The sequence below is a fragment of the Chromobacterium sphagni genome (assembly GCF_001855575.1).
GTDB lineage: Bacteria > Pseudomonadota > Gammaproteobacteria > Burkholderiales > Chromobacteriaceae > Chromobacterium > Chromobacterium sphagni.
This window is the reverse complement of the sequence record NZ_MKCS01000001.1, coordinates 1,981,230-2,003,815: the sequence shown is the minus strand read 5'-3', so window position 1 is coordinate 2,003,815 and position 22,586 is coordinate 1,981,230. Positions and strand designations below refer to the sequence as shown.

19 protein-coding genes, 2 tRNA genes and 1 pseudogene are annotated in these 22,586 nt (G+C 63.3%); 7 read left to right on the top strand and 15 right to left on the bottom strand.

The window, feature by feature from the left end; all coding sequences use genetic code 11:
• Positions 1–2 precede the first annotated feature (2 nt).
• The 7 genes from BI347_RS09535 to BI347_RS09505 form a co-directional block, all read right to left on the bottom strand.
• Entirely contained in the window at positions 3–539 is a 537-nt protein-coding gene (locus BI347_RS09535) for a DUF4337 domain-containing protein (protein WP_071115770.1), read from the bottom strand.
• Between the two features lie 61 nt (positions 540–600).
• Positions 601–1,659, bottom strand: coding sequence for a Gfo/Idh/MocA family protein (locus BI347_RS09530; protein ID WP_071114317.1), 1,059 nt, complete (start codon positions 1,657–1,659; stop codon positions 601–603).
• The gene (locus BI347_RS09525) at positions 1,660–2,241 is read right to left on the bottom strand and encodes a YdcF family protein (protein WP_071115769.1); all 582 of its coding nucleotides are present in this window, start codon (positions 2,239–2,241) and stop codon (positions 1,660–1,662) included. It abuts the gene before it with no gap.
• Between the two features lie 3 nt (positions 2,242–2,244).
• Positions 2,245–3,549: a nucleotide sugar dehydrogenase gene (locus tag BI347_RS09520; RefSeq protein ID WP_071116386.1), complete on the bottom strand. Its 1,305-nt coding sequence runs from the start codon at positions 3,547–3,549 to the stop codon at positions 2,245–2,247.
• A gap of 227 nt (positions 3,550–3,776) precedes the next feature.
• Positions 3,777–4,520: a polyamine aminopropyltransferase gene (locus BI347_RS09515; protein ID WP_071114413.1), complete on the bottom strand. Its 744-nt coding sequence runs from the start codon at positions 4,518–4,520 to the stop codon at positions 3,777–3,779.
• A gap of 46 nt (positions 4,521–4,566) precedes the next feature.
• Positions 4,567–5,550, bottom strand: a complete 984-nt coding sequence (gene ttcA, locus BI347_RS09510) for a tRNA 2-thiocytidine(32) synthetase TtcA (RefSeq protein ID WP_071115768.1) — start codon at positions 5,548–5,550, stop codon at positions 4,567–4,569.
• 132 nt (positions 5,551–5,682) lie between these two features.
• The gene (locus tag BI347_RS09505; protein WP_071114314.1) at positions 5,683–6,441 is read right to left on the bottom strand and encodes a pteridine reductase; all 759 of its coding nucleotides are present in this window, start codon (positions 6,439–6,441) and stop codon (positions 5,683–5,685) included.
• 98 nt (positions 6,442–6,539) lie between these two features.
• Here BI347_RS09505 and BI347_RS09500 point away from each other — a divergent pair, with 98 nt between their 5' ends.
• From BI347_RS09500 to BI347_RS09490, 3 genes are all read left to right on the top strand, one after another.
• Positions 6,540–7,697 carry a class I SAM-dependent methyltransferase gene (locus tag BI347_RS09500; RefSeq protein WP_071115767.1) on the top strand — a complete coding sequence of 386 codons (1,158 nt, stop codon included), beginning with the start codon at positions 6,540–6,542 and terminating at the stop codon, positions 7,695–7,697.
• A gap of 87 nt (positions 7,698–7,784) precedes the next feature.
• A tRNA-Met gene (locus BI347_RS09495) sits at positions 7,785–7,861 on the top strand.
• 34 nt (positions 7,862–7,895) lie between these two features.
• Positions 7,896–7,972, top strand: a tRNA-Met gene (locus BI347_RS09490).
• 170 nt (positions 7,973–8,142) lie between these two features.
• Here the strand turns inward: BI347_RS09490 and BI347_RS09485 are convergent.
• The 7 genes and pseudogenes from BI347_RS09485 to BI347_RS09460 all read right to left on the bottom strand — a co-directional run bounded on the left by BI347_RS09485 (position 8,143) and on the right by BI347_RS09460 (position 17,392).
• Positions 8,143–9,045: pseudogene (locus BI347_RS09485) on the bottom strand (IS5 family transposase).
• Between the two features lie 292 nt (positions 9,046–9,337).
• The gene (locus tag BI347_RS09480) at positions 9,338–10,990 is read right to left on the bottom strand and encodes an acyl-CoA dehydrogenase family protein (protein ID WP_071115766.1); all 1,653 of its coding nucleotides are present in this window, start codon (positions 10,988–10,990) and stop codon (positions 9,338–9,340) included.
• 96 nt (positions 10,991–11,086) lie between these two features.
• Positions 11,087–12,787 (bottom strand): hydrogenase maturation protein, encoded by a 1,701-nt coding sequence (locus BI347_RS09475; protein WP_071115765.1) that lies wholly within the window; start codon positions 12,785–12,787, stop codon positions 11,087–11,089.
• A gap of 269 nt (positions 12,788–13,056) precedes the next feature.
• Positions 13,057–13,755, bottom strand: a complete 699-nt coding sequence (locus BI347_RS09470) for an XVIPCD domain-containing protein (RefSeq protein ID WP_139167198.1) — start codon at positions 13,753–13,755, stop codon at positions 13,057–13,059.
• Between the two features lie 275 nt (positions 13,756–14,030).
• Positions 14,031–14,489 carry a hypothetical protein gene (locus tag BI347_RS23520; protein ID WP_139167197.1) on the bottom strand — a complete coding sequence of 153 codons (459 nt, stop codon included), beginning with the start codon at positions 14,487–14,489 and terminating at the stop codon, positions 14,031–14,033.
• Positions 14,486–14,683 (bottom strand): hypothetical protein, encoded by a 198-nt coding sequence (locus BI347_RS09465; protein WP_071115763.1) that lies wholly within the window; start codon positions 14,681–14,683, stop codon positions 14,486–14,488. Before BI347_RS09465 ends, BI347_RS23520 begins: the two co-directional genes overlap by 4 nt.
• 87 nt (positions 14,684–14,770) lie before the next feature.
• Complete coding sequence (locus tag BI347_RS09460) at positions 14,771–17,392, bottom strand: XVIPCD domain-containing protein (protein WP_158020758.1); 2,622 nt, start codon at positions 17,390–17,392, stop codon at positions 14,771–14,773.
• A gap of 377 nt (positions 17,393–17,769) precedes the next feature.
• Between BI347_RS09460 and BI347_RS09455 the strand changes: the two genes are divergently transcribed.
• Positions 17,770–18,471, top strand: a complete 702-nt coding sequence (locus tag BI347_RS09455; RefSeq protein WP_071114307.1) for a S4 domain-containing protein — start codon at positions 17,770–17,772, stop codon at positions 18,469–18,471.
• Here the strand turns inward: BI347_RS09455 and sigJ are convergent.
• On the bottom strand, positions 18,444–19,340 hold the full coding sequence (sigJ, locus tag BI347_RS09450) for an RNA polymerase sigma factor SigJ (RefSeq protein ID WP_204378025.1): 897 nt from the start codon (positions 19,338–19,340) through the stop codon (positions 18,444–18,446). The genes BI347_RS09455 and sigJ overlap by 28 nt on opposite strands.
• A gap of 107 nt (positions 19,341–19,447) precedes the next feature.
• On the opposite strand from sigJ, the gene BI347_RS09445 reads away from it, so the two are divergent.
• From BI347_RS09445 to BI347_RS09435, 3 genes are all read left to right on the top strand, one after another.
• Complete coding sequence (locus BI347_RS09445) at positions 19,448–20,677, top strand: NAD(P)/FAD-dependent oxidoreductase (protein WP_071114305.1); 1,230 nt, start codon at positions 19,448–19,450, stop codon at positions 20,675–20,677.
• Between the two features lie 226 nt (positions 20,678–20,903).
• Positions 20,904–22,106, top strand: coding sequence for a cation:proton antiporter domain-containing protein (locus BI347_RS09440; RefSeq protein ID WP_071114304.1), 1,203 nt, complete (start codon positions 20,904–20,906; stop codon positions 22,104–22,106).
• Between the two features lie 85 nt (positions 22,107–22,191).
• Positions 22,192–22,572, top strand: a complete 381-nt coding sequence (locus BI347_RS09435; RefSeq protein ID WP_071114303.1) for a hypothetical protein — start codon at positions 22,192–22,194, stop codon at positions 22,570–22,572.
• Positions 22,573–22,586: the final 14 nt, after the last annotated feature.

Below are 22,586 nucleotides of genomic sequence, written 5' to 3'. Positions count from 1 at the left end.
AATCAGAAAAACAGGAAAAAGCCGTCGGCGAAATACACTAGGCCTAGGCCGGCCACCGGCAGCGCCGTCAGCCAGATCCGCTTGCGCTTGAACAGGCCGGCGATCGACGAAATCAGGATCGCCACCTGCAGGAAGATCACCGCCATGCCGAAGGGCTTGCCCTGGCGCTGCGCCTGGTTGCGTTCGTCTTCCAACTGGCGGGCGCTCTTCTCTATCGCCTTGCGTTCCGCGCCGTAGCGCTCGGCGCGCTTGGCCGCCTGATCGATGGCCGCCTGGTAGCGCTGGCGCTGCGCGGCGCCGGCGCCTGCCGGCAGATTGTCCAGCTCGAACTGCAGCCGGTCGTGCTCCATCTCGTACAGATTGCCCTTGATGCCCTTGGCCTGATAATAGGCCCATTGGTCCGACGCCTGCGCCTGGGCGATGACGCTGCGGGTGGAAAAGCCGCCGCCCTTGAAAGTGGACAGCGTGGCGCACACCGCCAGAATGACGGTGGTGAGCGCCAGGTAATTCAACCAGGGTTCTTTCTTCTCTTCGGCCATGACGGTAATGCTTCGATGTAGCAAGGCCGGCCTGCGCATGGCAGTCCGGCCGTCGGGTGAATCAATAATCCAGCGGCAGGCTGACGCGGCGGCCATCGCGGGCCGACAGATACATCGCGATCAGCAATTCCAGCGACTTCAGCCCTTCGCGGCCGTCGGTCTCTGGCGTGGCTTCGCCGCGCATGGTCTTGATCACGTTGTCGTAATACAGCGGATGGCCAAAACCGTAGACGCTGGTAGTGGCGTAGCTGGCGTTCTTGATCTCGTCGTCCATCGGGTGCGGCTCGGCGAAGTCCCAGTGCTGGATCTCGTTGACGGCCATGCCGCCGACCCGAACCGAGCCTTTTTCGCCGAGAATGGTGATGCTGCCTTCCAGATTCTTCGGATAGGTCAGCATGGTGACGTTCATGCTGCCCAGCGCGCCCGAGCGCCACTTGACGCTGACGGTGCCAGTGTCTTCCACCTCGATGTTGCGCGCCAGCGTGGCGGTGTAGGCCTGCACGCTCTCCACCGGGCCGATCAGCCAGTCCAAGAGATCGACATAGTGGCTGGCCTGGTTCATGAAGGCGCCGCCATCGAACTCCCAGGTGCCGCGCCAGCCGGCCGCGTCGTAATACTCCTGCGGACGGGTCCAGAACACATTGACGTTGACCATGTAGATGCGGCCGAAGCGTTTTTCCTGCATCGCGCGCTTGAGCAGCTGCAGCGTGTCGTTGCGGCGGTTCTGCTTGACCACGAACAGGTGCTTCTGCGCCTTGTCGGCGGCCTTCACCATTGCCAGGCCGTCTTCCCAGCGGGTGGCCATCGGCTTCTCGGTCATCACGTGGAAGCCGGCTTCCGAGCACTCGATGCTCTGGCGCGGATGCAGGCCGGACGGCGTGGTGAGGATGACGATGTCGGCGTCGGTCTGCGCCAGCATCGCGCTCATGTCGCTGTGGCCGCGCGCGCCGGTGCGTTCAACCGCAGCCGCCAGCGCAACCGGATCGATGTCGCAGACGTCGACCAGCTCGGCGCGGTCGGCGTGCTTTTCCAGCGAGCCGAAATGATTGTTGGCGATGCGGCCGCAGCCCACCAGGGCGAAGCGGATCTTGCGCTCGGTAATCGGAGGAGTCACTAACATTCAGAAGGTCCAATAACGTACTGAATACACCAGTATCTTCAAATATTCGGACAGCACCGCGCCGGCTTCATTGATAGCCAGGCTGTGGTACAGGTCGTCGCCGGGATACACCATATGCATGCCCCAGTCCACTTCAGGCCAAGCCCGGCGGAAAGTCTCCAGCGCGCGCCGCGAGTGAAACCAGGAAGTCACCAGCGTGATGCGCCTGGGCTGCTGCGCGGCCAGGTAATGCCGGGTGAACTGCGCATTCTGGTACGTGCTTTTCGACAGGCATTCGTAGCCAATGCGCGCTCGCGGCACGCCCGCCATCACCAGCCGCTTGACGATCAGCCGACAATCGCCCTCGCCGCTGACAAACACGAACGGCGCGCGGCCTTGATGAAACAATTCCGCCGCGCCAATCACCCGTTGTCCGCTCTCCCCGCCCAGCACCACGATCCAGTCGGCCCGCTGCTGCGGCGCATCCGCCACCAGCAAGCTCTTGGAATAGCGCACCAACGGGGCCAGTGTCAGCACGGCCAGCAGGCTGAAACCACCCAGCACCGCCAGCCATGCGCCCAGACGGGGAAAACGCTGCCACATGGATCAGGCCTTGACGATGTGTCCGGCCGGTTCCAGGTACTTGCCGCGGCTATCGACCAGCAGCTGGGCGTTGGCCTTCAACATCGCGTAGTCGAACTTGTCATGGTCCGTGGCCAGCAGCACGCAGTCGTAGCCGGCGACGGTTTCCGCCGTCAGCGCCACGCTCTTGAGGTCGAACTTGTGTTCGCGCATCTTCGGGAACACCGGCACGTGTGGGTCGCTGTACGCCACTTCCGCGCCCAGGTCGCGCAGTTTTTCCATCAGGAACACCGACGGGCTTTCGCGCATGTCGTCGACGTTCTTCTTGTAGGCGATGCCCAGCACCAACACGCGGCTGCCGTTGATGGATTTCTTGCGCTGGTTCAGCGCGGCCGCCACCTTGGACACCACATAGTCCGGCATATTGGAGTTCACTTCGCCGGCCAGCTCGATGAAGCGGGTGTTGACGCCGTATTCGCGCGCCTTCCAGGTCAGGTAGAACGGGTCGATCGGGATGCAGTGGCCGCCCAGGCCCGGGCCCGGGTAGTAGGGCACGAAGCCGAACGGCTTGGTGGCCGCGGCGCGGATCACTTCGTGGATGTCGATGCCCATCTTGTCGGCGACGATCTTCATCTCGTTGACCAGGCCGATGTTGACCGCGCGATGGATGTTCTCCAGCAGCTTGGTCATTTCGGCGGCGCGGGTGCTGGATACCGGCACCACCTTGTCGATCACCGCGCTGTACAGCGCCACGCCGATTTCCTGGCATGCCGGGGTGACGCCGCCGCACACCTTGGGAATGGTGCGGGTGGTGAAGTCGGGGTTGCCCGGATCTTCGCGCTCCGGCGAGAACACCAGGAAGGCGTTGTCGCCGACCTTGAGGCCGCGCGACTGCATCCGCGGCAGCAGCTCTTCGTCGGTGGTGCCCGGGTAGGTGGTGGACTCCAGCGATACCAGCTGGCCTTCGCGCAGGTAGGGCACCAGGCTGTCCATGGTGTCCAGCACGAAGCTGAGGTCCGGCTCGCGGTACTTGTTCAGCGGCGTCGGCACGCACAGGATCAGCGTATCGGCTTCCGGCACGCGGCTGAAATCGGTGGTGGCCTCGAAGCCGCGCTCCAGCGCGGTGGCGATGCTGTCGGCGGAAATGTGCTCGATGTAGCTTTTGCCGGCCATCAGGGCATCGACCTTGCTCTGGTCGATGTCGAAACCCAGCACCTTGTAGCCGACTTCGGCGAAACGCAGCATCAGGGGCAGGCCGACATAGCCCAGGCCCACGATGCCGATCACAGCGGATTTGTCCGCGATACGATTGAGCAGTTGCTGCTTGATCACGATGAATGTCCCAACAGGATGTAAAAGCCTGAGCGGCAGACGCCCGTCTGCCGCCCGTTAACTCGGTACTGACTTGATTGTTCGCGCGCGGCCCGCCTCGGGGGACAGGCCGGCAACCTGCGGCCAAAGCGCGTGGAACTGGCCATTATACGCCTCGTTGCCGCCGCTTTTGGGTAAGCAAACGTAACCGGAGCACCGATTTTCCAGCGGATTCGCCCACGCTCTTAGATCAGCAGATGGCCGGCGGTCTGCTGGTTGGTCTGCTTCAGCCGGCTGACGAATTCGATGAACTCCAGACCGAAGCGGTACTCCAGCTCATCGGCGCGTTTCTTCAGCGCTTCCCACTGCGTCAGCGCGGGGCTCTGGCGGAAGGCCATCACCGCGACGTTGCCGTGGCTGGCCGCAGGCAATTCGAGCACCCGGCCCTCGAAAACGTTCAACAAACGCTCGACAAAGCTGTGATAGCGCTTGTCGCCGCTCCACCAGTTGGTGACGAACACGCCCTTGGGGCTGAGCGCGCGCTTGCAGTCCTCGAAGAAGTCTTCGGTGGTCAACGCGTCGACGATCTGCAGGCCGTCGAAGCCATCCACCAGGATGGCGTCGGTGGAGCCGCGGAAAATCTTCACATAGTCGGCGCCGTCGGCCTCGACGATCTCGAAGAAATCGCCCTCCTCCGGCAGCTGGAAGAAGGCGCGCGCCACCGCGATCACCTGCGGATTGATGTCCACCGCCACGCTGACCGCGTCGGGCAGGTATTCGTCGATGAAGCGGGCGAACGATCCGCCGCCCAGGCCGATCTGCAGGATATGTTGCGGAGCGTCGTTCCACAGCAGGAAGCCCATCATCGCCCGGCTGTAGCTGAGCACCAGCTCGGCCGGATCGTCCAGGTCCATCGAGCTCTGGATGGTTTCCGAACCCAGGTGCAGCGAGCGGATATTGCCCTCTTCCGAGATCTCCACTTCCGGCATTTCCTCCACCGCGGCGCGCACGCGGCGGCGGAACGGATGCAGCGCCCTACGCGCCACAGCCGCTCTCCCCCTGGCTGGCCGGCTTGCGCGAGTCCAGGATGCTGATGGTGCGCTTCTGCTGCGGCGCATCCGCGCCATCATCGTGCCGCGGCGGCGCGGGGTCGCGGAACGCTTCCTTGTCGAAGGCGGTGTCGCCGCCGTCAAACGGCGCATCGCCGGTCTTGAGGCCGGCGAAATCGAACAGGCTGGTATCGGCCAGATGCGAGGGGACCACGTTCTGCAGCGCGCGGAACATGCTCTCGACGCGGCCCGGGAAGCGCTTGTCCCAGTCGTTGACCATCTCCTTCACCACCTGGCGCTGCAGATTGGGCTGCGAACCGCACAGATTGCACGGGATGATAGGGAATTCGCGCAGTTCGGCGTAGCGCTCGATATCCTTCTCGCGGCAATAGGCCAGTGGACGGATCACCATGTGGCGGCCGTCGTCGGACACCAGCTTGGGCGGCATGGATTTCAGCTTGCCGCCGTAGAACATGTTCAGGAACAGCGTGTGCAGGATGTCGTCGCGGTGGTGGCCCAGCGCGATCTTGGTCGCGCCAAGTTCGTCCGCCACCCGGTACAGGATGCCGCGGCGCAGGCGCGAGCACAGGCTGCAGGTGGTCTTGCCCTCCGGCACCAGCCGCTTGACGATGGAGTAGGTGTCCTCCTCGACGATGCGGTACTCGACGCCGACGGACTGCAGATATTGCGGCAGCACGTGCTCGGGGAAGCCCGGCTGCTTCTGATCCAGGTTCACCGCCACGATGGAGAAGTTGATCGGCGCGGACTTCTGCAGGCCGCGCAGGATGTCGAGCAGGGTGTAGCTGTCCTTGCCGCCCGACAGGCAGACCATCACGCGGTCGCCCTCTTCGATCATGTTGAAATCATTGATGGCGTCACCGACGTGGTGGCGCAGGCGCTTGGCCAGTTTGTTGCTTTCAAACGCGGCCTTCTTGGCCTTGTCGTCGAGCGCGGCGTTCTGTTCGGACATGGGGTACGGCTAAGAAATTGAAAAACAGGCGATTTTACTGTTTTCCGCCGCCGAAATCCACGGCGGCGGACAAACTATTTTCCGGGCGGCGCCGGCGGAGCTTTGCCCGTTGCCGCGGGCGCGGCAAACAGGCTACAGCGCCACGCTGCGGCCGCCGTCCACCGCCAGGATCTGGCCGGTGACATACGTCGCATCCAGCAGCAGGAAAGCCACCGCGCGCGCGATGTCTTCCGGCACGCCGGTGCGCTGCAGCGGAATGGAGGCTTCAATCTTGGCCCGCACAGCCTCGCTGAACGATTCGGCATCGTCCGGCCACAGATTGACGCCCGGCGCCACGCCGTTGACGCGCACGCTAGGCGCCAATTCCAGAGCCAGGCTGCGGATCAGCTGCGCGTGGCCGGCCTTGGCCAGGTTGTACACCACATGGTGCGCCATCGGCCGCTCCGCATGGATATCCGAGATGCCGACGATCGCGCCGCCGCGCCGGCTCAGCTCCGGCGCCAACGCCTGGGACAGGAACAGCGGCGCCTTCAGATTGCTGCCCATCAGATCATGCCAGGCAGCCTCGTCTATCCGCCCAACCTCGGTGGGGAAAAAGCTGGAAGCATTATTGACCAGCCCGTCCAGACGCCCAAACGCCGCCACCGCCTCCGCCGCCAGCCGCGGCAGCGCTGCGCCGTCCAACAGGTCTGCCTGCGCCAGCCGCACGCTGTCGGCGCGTCGCGCGTTCAGCTCGCCGGCAAGCTGTTCCGCCGCCGCGAGCGAGCCGCGGTAATGCAACACCAGGCGCAAGCCGCGCGCATGCAGATGGCGGGCGATGCCCGCGCCCACCCGCCGCGCCGCGCCGGTAATCAGGACCACGCGCTCATCTTGTTGTTGCTCTGTTAGCATTGCTTCCTCAATCGAATTCAGTTGCGCCGGCAAGCGCCCTCTTCACGCCGAGGGCCGATTGCACCACAATCGCGCCATATTGTAGCAGGACGAAGCAAATGACCACCCTACCCGCCGCCAGCGCCGAAGCCCTGGCCACCAGCCAGGCCCTGAGCCGACACATCCGCCAGACCATCCAGGCCGCCGGCGGCTGGATTCCATTCTCGCATTATATGGAAATGGCATTGTACGCGCCCGGCCTGGGCTATTACGCCGCCGGCAGCCACAAGCTGGGCGAGGCCGGCGACTTCGTCACCGCGCCGGAGCTCACCCCGCTGTTCGGCCGCGCGCTGGCGCGCCAGTTGGCCGAGCTGCTGCCGCAAACCGCCGGCATGGTTTACGAGTTCGGCGCCGGCACCGGCCAGCTCGCCATCGACCTCCTGCGCGAACTGGCCGCGCTGGGCCGACTGCCGCAAAAATACGTGATCATCGATCTGTCGCCGGACCTGATCGAGCACCAGCAACACAATATCCGCGCCGCGCTGCCGGAATATTTCGATCGGGTGGAATGGGCCAGCCAGTTGCCGCGAGAACTGGACGGCGTGGTGATAGGCAATGAAGTGCTGGACGCGATGCCGTGCGAGATGGTGTTCCGCGACGAACAGCGCCAGCTCAGGCAACGCGGCGTGGCGGCAAGGGGCGATGGCTTCAGCCATGAAGACCGCGACTTCGTCGACGCGCGCCTGGCCGGCCTCGCCGCCGAACTGGTGCCGGACATCCCGCGCTACGAAACCGAGATCAGCCTGGCCAACCGCGCTTTCATCGCCACGCTGGCCGGCGCGCTCAAGCGCGGCGCCATTCTGATGATCGATTACGGCCACGCCGCCCGCGAGTACTACCACCCGGAACGCGCGATGGGCACCTTGCTGGGCCACTACCGCCACCACACGGTGCAGGACCCGTTCTACTTGCCCGGTCTGATGGACCTCACCTGCCACGTCGACTTCAGCGCGGTGGCGCAAAGCGGCATCGATGCCGGGCTCGACCTGATAGGCTACGCCAGCCAGGCGCAATTCCTGCTCAACTGCGGCATCGTCGGCCTGCTGGAGCAACTGGACGCCAACGACGTGATGCGCTACCTGCCGCAAGCGAAGGCGGCGCAACGGCTCTTGACGCCGCAGGAGATGGGCGAGACCTTCAAGGCGATAGGCTTCGGCAAGGGCGTGGACATAGACTGGCTGGGCTTTGCCCAGGGCGACCGTTGCTATACGCTGTGATCCGGCGCAGAAACTTGCACAAGCCGGTTGACAGCCATCAGGCGGCTGCGTATAGTTCGCGTCTCGGTGCAGACGCACCGTGAATGTGGCGAATTAGCTCAGTCGGTTAGAGCGACGGAATCATAATCCGCAGGTCCGGGGTTCGAGTCCCTGATTCGCCACCACAGTTTTCCGAAGACTGTCCCAGACAGGTTTCGCGGCGAATTAGCTCAGTCGGTTAGAGCGACGGAATCATAATCCGCAGGTCCGGGGTTCGAGTCCCTGATTCGCCACCAATCAAGTAAAAAAGCCAGCTTGCAAGAGTTGGCTTTTTTGCTTTTCGGATCCGCATGGGCATTTATAATCGGCCTCACTCCATGCCTATCCATCTCTCAAAGATCACTGACCGATGGCCTTGTTGCGCAAATCCGTAACAGGGTGAGTCTCCCCTTTCTCCATACGGGATTTATGCCACAGCCACTGTGCGCGGACGACCCTGCATGCTGAAGCGGTTTAGAATGGCGGCCCGAACTTGCAACTCCGCTACCTGACCATCAAAGCTCCGCGCCATTACTCTTTCACCCAGCAGTTTGAAGCAACGCATCTTCGCCTCCACCAAGCTGCGGCGATGGTAACCGCTCCAGCGCTTCCAAATCGCTCGACCAAGTCGGTTGGTGGCGCGGAGAATTTCGTTCCGGGCCCGCGCCTCGGGCGATGCCCCTTTCCACTGTCGGGCATTTTTGCGCGTCGGAATGCCCCCCGCCGCCTCCCGCGCCACAATCGCCCCATGGCAAGCCTTGGTATCGTAAGCGCCATCGCCGCTCACGCAGGTTATCGGTTCATCGGCCGGGATTTGCGCCAATAGCGAAGGCAACATTTGCGCATCGCCCTGGCGGTTGTCAGTCATCTCAATCGCCCTGATTTGCTGGGTTTGGGCGTCGATGCCAAGATCCATTGTCGACCGTATTCCGCGCCGGGCTTCTTGGTTTTCCATTCGCCTTCGCCCAGCATCTTGATGCCGGTACTATCGACCAGCGGATGCAAAGCGGCTGAGCTTTTCTGGTAAGAGATGTTGACCTGCAGCGTCTGCTGGCGCCGACAGAGGGCGCTGTAGTCTGGCACAGCCCAATCCAAGTTCGCGATCTTCGGCAGGCTTTGCACAAAGCCGATGGTCTGCGCAACGCCAGGCCGAACAGAATGGAATGGCCGCATTGCTGTAGGTTTGTGCCCGACCTCGCTTCGCCTGCGGTCTTGCCTGCCATGACATGCTTGTGTTCAGCCAGACGGATAGGGAGCCACGCTGGATCAGAGCTTGGTTGTAGGTTTTCCAGTTGGTGGTTCGGTACTGTTTGGGAGCGGGCTTGGTCATGCTGCCATGTTACCAAGCCGCCGCCTGGACTGATTTGCGCAACAAGGCCTATCCGCATACGCCGAAGACGGCATTCGCCCAATAGTAGAACCGCCCCCCGACAGGAGTTGGATAAGCAGCGATCCCCAGGCATGCATAGCAAATCCGCTGACCGTGGTGCGGCTGCCGGACGAGGCGCCTGCCTGCCAATTACCAGCGGCGGCCTGCTGATGGTGCGGGGGATCACCTTGAACAATCTTCCCCCCGCATGCAAACCGAGCAGTCTGCGACATCCGGCGGCAGATAGCTCAAATCAGCCAGGCAGCGCCCGCCGCAGGATGGACCCTACATCCATCCGCCCGACTTCCAGCACGCCCACCACCCTTCCCCACTGCGCATCGGCCAGGCGGCTGGCGATGAAGCCATCCGCCATGAAGGCCGGGGATTGGCTGCGCAGCAGGCACCCCTGCGCGGTCAACGCCAGTTGCTGGGCAAAGCGCCGGCCCTGCGCCTCCAGCTGGTCCGGCGCCGCTTGCGCCAGCGCGCGCAGAGACTGGATAGCGGCCAGCAGCGCCGCTTCGTCGCCAGCCAGGCCAGCCAGCTCATCCAGCAGCGTCTGCCAGGCATCCGGCTCCCGCAGCACCGCGCGGATCACATCCAGGCACATCACGTTGCCGGAGCCCTCCCAGATGGAGTTGACCGGCGCCTCGCGGAACAGCCGCGCCATCGGCCCGGCGTCGACATAGCCGTTGCCGCCGAACACCTCCATCGCCTCGCCGCTCAGCTCCACCGCGCGCTTGCACACCCAGAACTTGGCCGCCGGGGTGACGATGCGCTTCCAGGCGCGCTGGAGCGGATCGTCGTCCCGCTCGAAAGCCTGCGCCAGCCGCATCGCCAACAGCAGCGCAGCCTCGCTTTCCAGCGCCAGGTCGGCCAGCACCGAACGCATGATGGGCTGCTCCGCTAACACCTTGCCGAAAGCCATCCGCCGGCGGGCGTAGACCAGCGCCTGAACCAAGGCCTGGCGCAGCAGCGCCGCGCTGCCGATCACACAGTTGAGCCGGGTATGGGTGGCCATCTCAATGATGGTGGAAATGCCGCGCCCGGGCTCGCCCAGCAGCATGCCCCAGGCATCCTGGAACTCCACCTCGCTGCTGGAATTGCTGCGATTGCCCACCTTGTCCTTCAGCCGCTGGATCGCCACCGGGTTGCGGCTGCCGTCCGGCCGCCAGCGCGGCACGTAGAAGCACGACGGTCCGCCGTCCGCCAATTGCGCCACCACCAGGTGGGCGTCGCTCATCGGCGCGGAGAAGAACCACTTGTGGCCGCGCAGCAGGTATTCGCCGCCGCGGCCGCCCGGCCCCAGCGGCGTGGCCCGGGTGGCGTTGGCGCGCACGTCGGAGCCGCCCTGTTTCTCCGTCATGCCCATGCCTATCCAGGCACAGGCTTTTTGCTCCAGCGGCAGGTCGCGGCTATCGTAATCGTGGCTGAACAGCTTGTCCCGCAGCCGCGCCCACAATTCCGGCTCCTTCCGCAGCACCGGGATGCAGGCCTGGGTCATCGTCGCCGGACACAGCGTGCCGGCCTCCACCTGGCCATGCAGGTAAATGCCGGCCAAGGTGGCGGACCAGCGGCCTGGGCGCGCGTCCTCGAACGGCAGCGACACCAGCCCCTGGCCGCGGTACTGCGCTAGCAGCCGGTGCCAGGCCGGATGGAAATCCACTTGCTCCACCCGCCGGCCACGGCGATCAAAGGCCCGCAGTTGCGGCGGGAAATGGTTGGCCTGCTCGGCCAGTTCGAAAGTCTCGGCGCTGCCCAGCAGGGCGCCATAGTCCAGCAAGCGCGGTTCGGCCCAGACCGCCTCCGCCCGCGCCAGCGCTTCGCCAAGCGCAAGATCGCTGCCCAGCAGGTTGTAGTCGGCCAGTTCGTCGTACTGATTGCTCACTTCGTGGGTTTGCCAGTTCATGCGCCTTCCCTCCTGGTGAAAACGCGGGAATCCGCCATGCTGATACGGAAGATAGGAAGCGTCCCCCTCTGCGGACGCTTCCAGTATACGGCGGTCCTATTCTCCCCGCGCCCACCGCGCGATCAGCCGCTGCGGCGTGCCGCAGGTCTTGCGCTTGAAAACGAAGTTGCGGCACTTCTCGACGAACTGGCCGCGGTTGTACAGCATGTCCTGCCGCATCTCCGCCAGCTCCGCCTCCCGGCACCGTTCCAGCTGCTCCAGATCCAGCGTCTGCTTGCGTTCGCGCCAGACTTGCCAGGCCGGAGTCAACAGCGCCTGTTTCGCCGCCTGCAGCAGCCAGCGGCCGAATTCCTGCTCGTCGCGCGGTCCGATGTCTTGCACCATTCCCAACCGCCAGGCCTGGCGCGCGCCAAGCGGCAGGCAGTCGTTGCACAGCCGGACTGCAGCCTCCGCGCCCACCGCGCGCGGCAGGGTGTAAGTCCAGTATTCCGAACCGTACAGGCCCATGGTCCGGTAGTGCGGATTGAATACCACGCCCTGCCGCGCCAACACCACGTCGGCGGCTAGCGCCAGCATCACCCCGCCGGCTCCGGCATTGCCGGCCACGCCGGCCACCACCAGTTGCGGCGCGGTGAGGATTTCCCGGCAGACGTCGTCTATCGCCTGGATGTTGCGCCAGGCCTCCGCGCCAGGATCGGCCGCCGCCTGTATCACATTGAGGTGGATGCCGTTGCAGAAGCTGCCGCGGCCGCTGCGCAGCAGCAGCACTTCGCTGTCCTGGCGCTTGACCCATTGCAGCGCCTCTTGCAAGCGCAGGCATTGCTCGGTGCTGAGCGCGCCATTGTAGAACTCGAAAGTCAGCTCGCCCACCTTGCCCACCTGGCGGTAACGGATGGGCTGATAGGATTCTTCGCAATGCGGATGGCTGGCGACGGACCACTCCAGCCTGGGCACGCCATCCAGCAAGCCGGCCAGCAGATGGCGCGCCGGCTGCTTGAAGGTTTCCTCGCCGGCCTCCGGCGCACGCCGCAAGGCGCCCAGCCACAGGCTGGCGTCGCCTGTGCCCACCAGCACCGCGTCGTCGTGCACCGCCAATATTTCCCCGGGGCTGCCGCGGCGGTGGTCCAGGTGCGCGTCGTACAGGTAATAACGGCCGCCGGCCAGGTTCGCCAGCACGCCGGGCTGGCCGTCGGCGGCGTCGATGCGGCGCTTGATCTCCAACGCCGGCGCATGCCAGTCGAAAGCGCGGTCGGCCTGCTTCATATTGGCCTGCAGCCGGCCGCGCACCGCCGGATCGGCATAATCCACCGCCACGGGACGATAGCCGCCGATGAATTTCTCCACCACATCGCGTATGCAATAGATGGCGGCATCGCTGACCAGGCCATTGTAGAGCTCGGACTTGCGCAGGCCGGCAGGCAGATCGAACTCGCGGCTGGACCACACCGGCCCGGCATCCATCTCCTCCACCGCCTGCAGCGCGGTCACGCCCCAGCGTTTCTCCTGCAGGCTAATCGCCCAGTCCAGCGCCGAAGCGCCGCGGTCGCCGACGATGCCGGGATGGACGATCACCACCGGAAACGGGCTGTCGCGCCATAGCCGCGCCGGCACCCGGTCTTTCAGGAATGGGCAGATCACCAGTTGCGGCCGGGCGGCCTCGATCTGCCGGCAGACGTCGTCGGCATCGCTGAACAACACCACGCTGGGCTGATGGCCGGATTCGCGCAATTCCAGCCAGGCGCGCTGGGTAAGGCCGTTGAAGGCCGAGGACAACAGGACGATTCTCAAGGCTTGCACTGCGTTTTCCCCGCTAGATGGGTAAATGGAAGCGGAGATGCTAGGCTGGACAATTTCAATGGCATTTGACTGATGCCAAGCTTTGCGGCATCCGACCTGACCGACTGACCGAAGGGACAGTCGGCTGGCATACGGTTGGCAACAGCATTAGGCGGATCGCCGTTTTCGGCAAATGGCCCATTCCGCGGAGGCGAAAATATGGGCAAAAAAATCCGCCGGGCAGCCATGCGCCGGCGGACTAACAGGGTAGAGAAATGCAATGCGGACAATCAGCCCATATTCATGCCGGCAGAGGACCGGGAGGCGGTTTTGATTGCCTGGACCGGCGCGGCCGACGCTTTTTCCGGCGCCGCGGCCAGCGCCGCCAGCGATGCGGCGGCCGGCTGCTGGACTGCGCTGCCCACGTCCACGCTGGCGTGCCGGACTTTTTGCTCGCCGATGCGGCTGATCAGCATGGCCTTACCCGGATCGGCGGCGCTGAGCGCCGCGCCGTCGGCCTTGTCCATGCCGCCTCTCCAGCCACTGCTAGCCAACGACGCGCTCAGATTGTCGACTTGCCCGGGATTCAGCCCTGCCAGCCTGGGCTCGCGCTGCTGCAACGCCTCCACCGCCTTGGCGGTTTGCATGGCGAATTTCTGCTTGTCGGGCGACAGCGCGTCATTTTCTGTAAGCAGCTTCTGCAGTATTGTCCGGTCTGCCGGCAACGGATTGATCTGGCGCCGGTTCAAAGGACTACTGGGGAAAGGAGTATGGATACTGTCGAAATCCCTAACATTGCTGACTGGCTTGAAAGAACCCTCATAATTGGTAATCTCCTGCAAACCCGCATTGCCATAAATCTGCATATGCAGGCCAGCATGGCCCAAGCCTTTCCAAGTAAAATCAATGCAACTATTGGTTGCTCCATTATAATTTAAATTAAAATACGTGTCCGATTGACTCTTGGCAGCCTCTCCATACTCCTTCAACCTCTCATACTGCTCCTTCGAAATCTCGATTGTTCGAATATAATAAGGCGAGGCATATTTGGCGGCATCGCCTTTCTCAACAATACCAAGCCCAGTCGCTCACCCATGTTCTTTAGGCGAAAAACCATAATCATCATACGCCTTGCCGTTGGAAATCCCATACCAGACATGGCCGGCAGCTGAAGTCGCATTAGAGTCAAAACCACCCCCAGACAATTTTGTCCCAGGTGCTGCCACATAAACACTCACAGTATAAGACATAACAAATATCTCAATTACTTCCCATAAACAATATGATCGAACACCACTCTAGAACGCAACCCAGCCAAACGAGCATCTCCTTTTACAAGCTCAACACTTGCATAGTACTGCCCTGGCTCAAATTTATAATCAAGCACATCAAGGTCTATATAAACCAACTTATTATCTTCACCACGCTTGCCTGATAAAGGACCCGACAAAAAAACACCCCCATGCGCATCCTCACTCTTTCCGACACGCTCCCCATACAAGGTTACGGGCAACCACTGCTTACCATTAAAATGAAAAACACTGACCCGAAACTCAAGCTTGACATGCTCCAACAAATCCGGAATCACGTCCTTCGGTCTATTGAAAACAAACCTAGCAATCAAACCATATCGATTTAAGTTTTTATTAAATTTACCTGGCACAATCCAAAAAACAGAATTCACCTTTTGACCAGGCTTATCCATTCTAAAATCAAAGCTCATTGGAGCCTGAGGCTGAACAAACCAATACGGGTCCCGTGAACGCTCACGCCAAAAAAAACACTCATCACCAGCCCGGCAGCCAAGATAAGTAACAACAAAACCAACGCACAACGGTTTTTTTTACGCAGCACTCCATACTCCTTCATCTCAATTTTCGGCATACGCATTGCTTCTCGGCTGCTATGTTCCGCCATGACGCCTGTTTGATACAAGCAACAAAATCCCAAAACCCCTCTCGGCTAACAGCAGACTCCGTCGCTAACCGCTGATGATGGCCGCTCTCACATCCCCATGCCAGGCTGCTTGGCGCGGGCAAGTTGCTGGTGCGCCTGCGGCTTGGCCGGCTCCTGCCCGTGTTCGGGCGCCGCCGCCAGCAGAGATAGGGAATGCTGGGCCGATTGCTTGATCGCATCCTTCAACTCCACCGCGGCATGCTCGACCTTGTTGGCCGCGCTCTTGTAAAGCATGCTGATCTTGCCGGGATCGACGGCGTTCACCACGACAGCCCCCACCTTCTCTATGCCTTTCTTCCAGCCCTCCAACGCTAGCGCCGCGCTGAGGTTGTCGATATGGTGCGATGCCAGATCCTTCAACCTGCCATCGCGCTGCTGCATCGAGCTCACATGTTGTTGAGCCTGGTTCAACAAGCTCTGCTTGCCTTCAGACAAACCCGGATGCCGCGCCGCCTCCCTCTGCTGGCTGGCCTGTTGCGCCGCCTGAGGGCCGGCTTCCGGTTTGTAGAAGTCGTCCTTGGGCCGCAAAGCGCCCAGAAAATCCTGCTTGCTCCAATAGGGGTTACTGCTCAGATTGACTTCCGCCGGTCCGGTGGAGGTTTGCGAACCGTAGAAAATCTGCTCGCCCTTCTCGTTTTTGCCCTTGTAGACCGCCACATGCTGGCCGCCGCCTTCCATCTTGAACATCAGGATGTCGCCCGGCTGCAGGTCTTTCTTGTTGTCGATCAGATTGAAATTGCGCTTGGCGTAGTCGCTTACATTGGCATGGGGATGCTGGCCGCCGTGTCCGCCGTTGAACAAGGTGTGGGTGGTGAAGTTCGCCGCGCTCTTGAAATCGTCGGTCACCTTGGTATTGCCCAGCTGCAGCGTGCGCCACACCAGCGATGAGCAATCCACGCCTTTCTTGCCATCTTTATCCTTGTCCTCTTCCAGGCGGCTGCCATCGATGCGATTGCCGTTGGGTTTCTTCTTGTTGGCCAACTGGCCGGCCATGTCGCCGCGGCCATATTCAAAAGTACCGTCGCCGAAATGCTCCAGCGCGGCGTTGACCATTCGCGAGCCGCGGTCTGCGCCCTGTACCGGCTGCGGATGATGCGATTTGGCTTGAGCATGATCGGCAGGCTGCGCCCCGTGCGGCTGAACATGCGCAACCGGAGCGGTTTTGCCCGGCGCGCGAGCTTCCTGGGTCTGCTGCGGATGTGGAGCGGGCTTGTGCGCTTGCTCCGGGACGGATTTCGCTTGCTCGGACTGCGGCTTGACTGCGGCGGTCAGTCCGGCAGCAGCGGCCGGCGCGTGGACAGGTTGCGCCGCGGTAGCGCCCGCCGGGACCGGCTCGGCGGCCACTGGCGCCGGCTTGCCCTGCCGCAATGCGGCTGGCGCAGCGGCATACGCCGCGCTGACTTGTTGCGGCTTGTTGCCAACATCCGTTCCCACCAGACTGATCTTGCCTGGATCGGCGGCGTTGACCACCGCGCCGTTGATCTTGGCCATGCCTTGGCGCGCGGCGTCGGCGGCCAGTTGCCCGCTCAGATTGTCCAGTTGCGCGGCATCCAGCTTCTGCAGGCGGGCATCGCGCTGCTGTAGCGCCTGCAAGACGCTCCTGGCCTCCTGCGCCAAGTGCTTTTGGTCAGCCGGCAACAGCGTCCGTACCTGTTCCGCCGCTTGCGCAGGCGCGGCAACCGCTGGAGGCGGAACCGGAACAGCAGGCTGAGATGACCGGTCATGCGTAGCCGAAGCCGCTTGGGCTGGCAGGGGTGATACCGGCGGAACTTTGGCAGTTTGCGACTGGGCGGGCTGCGTCGCCGATGGCAAATGCGTCTTGTCCGCTTGCCGCGGCGGCGTGGATTTGTCCTGTGATGCCGCCTGGCCGGACAGCTTGCTATTGGCAAGCTCGGATTTGCCGGCTTGCGCCGCTTTCTCCATCCCGCTCCGCTTCAATGCCAGCTCATGCATGTCCTGATAGTTTTCACTTTCCCTGACCTTGACATGGACTGTGACCTTTTCCTTATCCTTGTTGGTGTGGATATATGTCAAACCGGACAGCCCAGCGACATGGTATGAATGCTCTTTGTTATCCAAGGTACCGATATCTTTGAAGACTCGGTGCGGATTGCCGGTTACGCTGCTGACATCCTTATTGGCACCCATCGCCATGTAATCCGTTGATTTTTTCCCACTGCCGTCGACCGCGATCGTTTTGCCGCCACTATTGATGAAGTCCCTCACCGACCCCGCGCCGCCCAGATGCGCCCCGGCCAATATGCCGCTTTCGGTCATGGTAATCCCGGCAATCTTGGTTCCGATCACCGCCTTCAGCTTTTCCTTGCCAACCAAGCGTTCCAGCGTTTTCCAGTTTTCCCTGGTATAGGCTTGGAAGAACTCATCCTGCGCTTTGGGACTCTTCAACCAATCCTGCAGGCTATGCACCCCATCCTTGCCGGTCCATGCTCCTGTGCGCTTGTCAATGAAGCCCAGCTGTTTGCCAATCGCCTGCCTTTCCGCCTTGCCCAACTGGTATTTCCCGGCATAACCATACTTGTTCACCTTGTCGGACGATCCCCCGCCCTCGGCCTGCCACAACATGGCGCCATACGTTTGCTGAGCCGCCGCTTTCTGAAAATTACTCAGCTTGCGCCCTTCTACCGCCTCGATATTCCCGGTAAATGGCATGTTCTTTGCCGCTGCGGCATTCCTAGACTCCATGGATGTGCTCATCTTCAATATCCTTTTTAAAATTCACCTAGTTTGCTCAGCTGCCACCGCGCTTTACTAAGCATCCCGCAAGCCGGCACGCGCCGCGCCTCGCTAGGCAGTCGCGGGGGAAGACCATGCGCGCTCAACGCGGCTTCCACCGGCTGGCTCTAGCCACAATCAAATAAAATGTTTATCATAATAGATATTAAATCAAATATTTTTACAAGCAAATGACCGATAAAATCATCTTGGGATCGCGGCGCGCATCTCATGCCGCCAGCCCGCTACACTGGATTTGTCAGCCGTGCGCCGGCAACGGATAATCGCCGGCCACACACGCAAGGATGTAGCCAATGGATGATACAAGCGTGCGCCTGTCCAAGCGCATGGTGGAATTGGGCCTGTGCTCGCGCCGCGAAGCCGATGCCTGCATCGAGCAGGGCCTGGTAAAGGTCGATGGCGAAACGGTGACCGTGCTGGGCAGCCGGGTGCTGCCGGAGCAGAAGATCGAATTGACCGGCAAGCCGCAGCTGCTGGCGGACCTTCCGGTGACGATGCTGCTCAACAAGCCCGCTGGCGCCGCGCAAGCGCCGGCGCAACTGCTGGGAACGGATAGTCGCGCGCCGGAAGACAAGGCGGAACAGGCATGGCTGCCGCGCCACCGCCAGCAACTGTGGCTGGCCGGCGCGCTGGACGACACCGCCCACGGCATGGTGGTGCTGACCCAGGACAAGCGCCTGCTGCGCAAACTGGCCGACTGCGAGATGGAATTCCTGCTGCAAGTGGCGGCCGCGCCGGCAGCCGAAGAACTGAAGGCACGCGTCGCCGCCGTCCGCCTGGACGGCAAACCGCTGCGCAACTGCAAGATCAACCGCCAGAGCGACCGCCAACTGCGCTGCGTGCTGCACGCGCCGCGTCCGGGCCAGCTGGAGGCCATCTGCCGCGAGGCGGGAATAGAATTGCAGGACGCCCGCTGTATCCGCATCGGCCGCCTGGCGCTCTCCGGCCTCAAGCCGGGACAGTGGCGCTATCTACAGCCGTTCGAACGTTTCTGACCGCATCCACCGGCTGTTAGGTGGGCCAGCTTGTCCGGGTTGCGCATCACGTACAGCCCGGACACCCGGCCGACTGCATCGCATTGCAAAGCCACGCTCATCAGCAATCGCTCCTCCTCCCACACCAGAACGCCGGGCATGCCATTGAGCCGTTGCGCGCACCATGCCGCGCCCTTGCGCTCGGAGCGCCGCCACAAACCGCGCAGCAGCCTGGACACCGCGCGCCGGCCGGCAAGCGGCGCCGGCAACGCCAACGCCTTGCCGCCGCCGTCCGCCTGATAGCGGACATCCATCGCCAGCAAACCCGCCAGCCTATCGACATCGCCACCTTGCAGCGCATCGACGAAGGCCTCCGCCAACGCCTGCGGATCGCCGGGAGGCCGCGCCGGCACTGCCTGTCCGCCGTCTTGCAGCCGTCGGCGCGCCCGGCTGGCCAGCTGGCGGCAGGCGGCCTGGCTGCGCTGCAGAATCGCCGCGAGTTGCGGATATTCGACATCGAACACCTCGCGCAGCAGAAAAGCCGCGCGCTCCAGCGGCTCCAGCCTCTGCAACGCCAACAGATAAGCGTAGGACAGTTGCTGCGCCCGCTCGGCCAGTTGCTCCGGCCCCGCCGCCAGGCAGTCGTCTCCGTCCGCCAGCGGCTCCGGCAGCCAGACTCCTACATATTGCTCGCGCCGCCGCCGCGCCGACTTGATCTGGTCCAAGCACAGGCGGGCCATCAGTTGCGTCAGGTACGCGCCAGGCGCCGCGATCCCCTCCAGATCGCACTCGCTCCAACGCAACCAGGCCTCCTGCGCCAAATCCTGCGCCTCGGCGCGCGAGCCCAGCATGCGGTAGCCCAGTGCCAGCAGGCGGGGGCGATGTTGCATAAACAGCGGCAGATGCATGGTATCAACCCAGGAAAAATCATGTCGATGTCACAATGATAAAGCTTGCCTCGTCATGGAGGGCATTCATCGACGCAAGAAAGCTCACCATGACCACGCTCCCCCCTCCTCCCGCCAGAATCCTGATCCTCGGCGGCGGCTACGCAGGCCTGTGCCTGGCGCGCCGCCTGGCCCATCCGGCCATGCCGCCAAGCGACATCACCCTGCTGGATGCCTCCAGCCACTGGCAGGAGCGCATCCGCCTGCATCAGGTGGCCGCCGGTCAAAACCTTCCGCGTTTCGATTACCAGCAAACGCTCGCTCCCCTGGGCATACGCTTTGTCCAGGCGGTGGCCAGCGCCATCCACCCGCATGCGCGGCGCGTCGAGGCGCAAACCCCTGCCGGAGAGGCGCTGGAGCTGGAATACGACTACCTGGCGCTGACATTGGGCAGCCACATCGCGCAAGACCCGGCCCTGGCCGATCCGCAGCTGCTGCCGCTGGACTCGCCCATCCAGGCCGCCATCCTGCACCGGCATCTGCAGGCGCAACCGGACGCGCGGGTGCTGATCGTCGGCGGCGGCCTGTCCGGCCTGGAAAGCGCCTTCGAGATCGCTGACGCCTGGCCGCGGGCCAGCGTGACGCTGGCGGACGCCGGGCGACTGGCCGCCAGCAGCCAACCCGGCGGCCTCAGCCATCAGGCAGTGGACTATCTGATCCAGTCGGCCCGGCAGAAGCGCATCGACTGGCTGCAAGACGCGCGGGTGATAGCCAGCCAGGACGGCACCGCCCGTTTCGAGCGCGGTGGCACGCTGGACTTCGACATCGGCCTCATTTCCGCCGGCTTCGCGCCATCGCCGCTAGCCAGGGCGGCCGGCCTCAGCGTCAACGCGCGCGGCCAGGCGCTGGTGGATGCCAGCCTCGCCAGCGTCGGCCACCCCGAAATCTTGGCCGCCGGCGACTGCGCCGCCATCGCCACAGCGGAAAGCGGCCCCTGCCGCATGAGCTGCGCCGCCGCTCTGCCGGCGGCGGTAGGCATCGCCAATACGCTGCGCGCGCGCCTGTTGGGCCAGCCGGCGCCGGACTACGTCTTCCGCTACGTGTTCCGCTGCCTGAGCCTGGGCCGGAATGACGGCCTGATCCAATTTGTCGACAGCCACGACGCGCCGACCCGCCAGGTCTGGACCGGCATCGAAGCGGCTCGCTGGAAGGAGTTCATCTGTCAGCGCACGCTGGCCACGCTGGGCCTGGCCGAAACGCCCCATCAGCCGCAGTTGCCACCACTGGCGGTGATGCCGCGGCTGCTGCAAATGCAGAGCTTTTTCGCCGAACCGGCGTGAAGCCACTCCGCCTCCGGGCCTGTGAGAAAGCAGGCCTCGCGGCGGCATCCCCCGCCAGGCGGAAACCTCAATCCAGTACAATGGGGCATGGCCCATTGTTCGAACGATCCGCCCTCGGGCGGGTCGAACGCCGCCAATCAGATGAAACATATAAGCAAATCAATTGGAACTAGGCTTTCGATATCCCGTCTCTATAACACTCAGTCATTCAACCGGAATTCTGCCCATGCCCCATGACACCCCCCTGATCTCCACCATAGTCGGCGGCCTGGTATTCGCCTTCGCCTTCGGCATGCTGGCGCTGCGCCTGCGCCTGCCGCCGCTGGTGGGCTATCTGTGCGCCGGCATCCTGGTGGGCCCGTTCACGCCGGGTTTTCACGCCGACACCGCGCTGGCGCCGGAGCTGGCCGAACTGGGGGTGATCCTGCTGATGTTCGGCGTCGGCCAGCATTTTTCGATCAAGGACCTGATGGCGGTCAAAGCCATCGCGGTGCCGGGCGCGCTGGTGCAGATCGCGGTGGCCACCATCCTCGGCATGGGCTTGTCGCGCTTCCTCGGCTGGCCGCTGGGCGAAGGCCTGGTATTCGGCCTGGCGTTGTCGGTGGCCAGCACGGTGGTGCTGCTGCGCGCGCTGGAGGAACACGGCTGGCTGGAAACCGAGGACGGCAAGATCGCCGTCGGCTGGCTGGTAGTGGAAGACCTGGTCATGGTGCTGACCCTGGTGCTGCTGCCGGCAGTCGCCGGCGCGCTGGGCGGCAGCCAGGCCGCGCCCACGCTAGGCCAGCTAGGCTGGACGCTGGCGCTGACGGTGGGCAAGGTGGCGGCCTTCGTCGCGCTAATGCTGGTGGTCGGCCGCCGCTTCATCCCGTGGATGCTGGAGCGCATCGTCCACACCGGCAACCGCGAGCTGTTCCGCCTGGGCGTGCTGGCCACCGCGCTGGGCGTGGCCTACGGCGCCACCCAGCTGTTCAACATCTCCTTCGCGCTGGGCGCCTTCTTCGCCGGCATGGTGATGGCGGAGTCGCCGTTCAGCCACCGCGCGGCCGAAGAGTCGCTGCCGCTGCGCGAAGCCTTCGCGGTACTGTTCTTCGTCTCGGTGGGCATGCTGCTGGATCCGCAAGTGCTGCTGGACGACACCCTGATCCTGCTGACCACCGTGCTGATCATCGTGCTGGGCAAGTCGCTGGCCGCCTACGGCATCGTGCGGCTGTTCCGCCGCAGCCACGCCACCAGCATGCGCATCGCCGCCAGCCTGTCGCAGATCGGCGAATTCTCCTTCATCCTGGCCGGCCTGGGCATGTCGCTGGGCCTGCTCAGCCCGCGCGGCCAGGCGCTGATCCTGGCCGGGGCGATCGTCTCCATCCTGCTCAACCCAATGATGTTCGCGCTGGCGGAGCGCTACCGGCCGGCGGCGCCGGTCGCCGAGTGAGCGCGGGAAATGCTATAAACATTTCGGCCGGGCCGACCCGGCCGGCCGCCTATGGTAGAATCGCGCGCAAAGTGTTCAATTTGCTATGAAAAAACTCGTCGCCACGCTGTGCCTGCTATGCTTGGTCCTGCCCGCTCTCGCCGGCAGGCTGCTGCCCGACAGCCTGGTGATGGGCAAGCTGGGCGATCAGAACGCCGAAGGCATCGCCTTCGTCCGCGCCGACCAGACCTTCTTGCAGCGGCTGGGCGGATTGATCGCCGTCTCGCCGCCGCGCTTTGCGCTGTCGCCGGGCCTGCGCGTCTTCGACGCCTACAACCGCTTTATGCTGAGCGGACAACTGAACGATCTGAAGGACCGCACCGTGGGCGTGACCTTCGATCCTCAAGGCAATATCAACCGCATCTGGGTGCTGGGCGACGATGAAATTGCGGCGTTGAAGCAACGCCAGACCCAGGCCGCGCCTTAAAACCGAACCGCTGG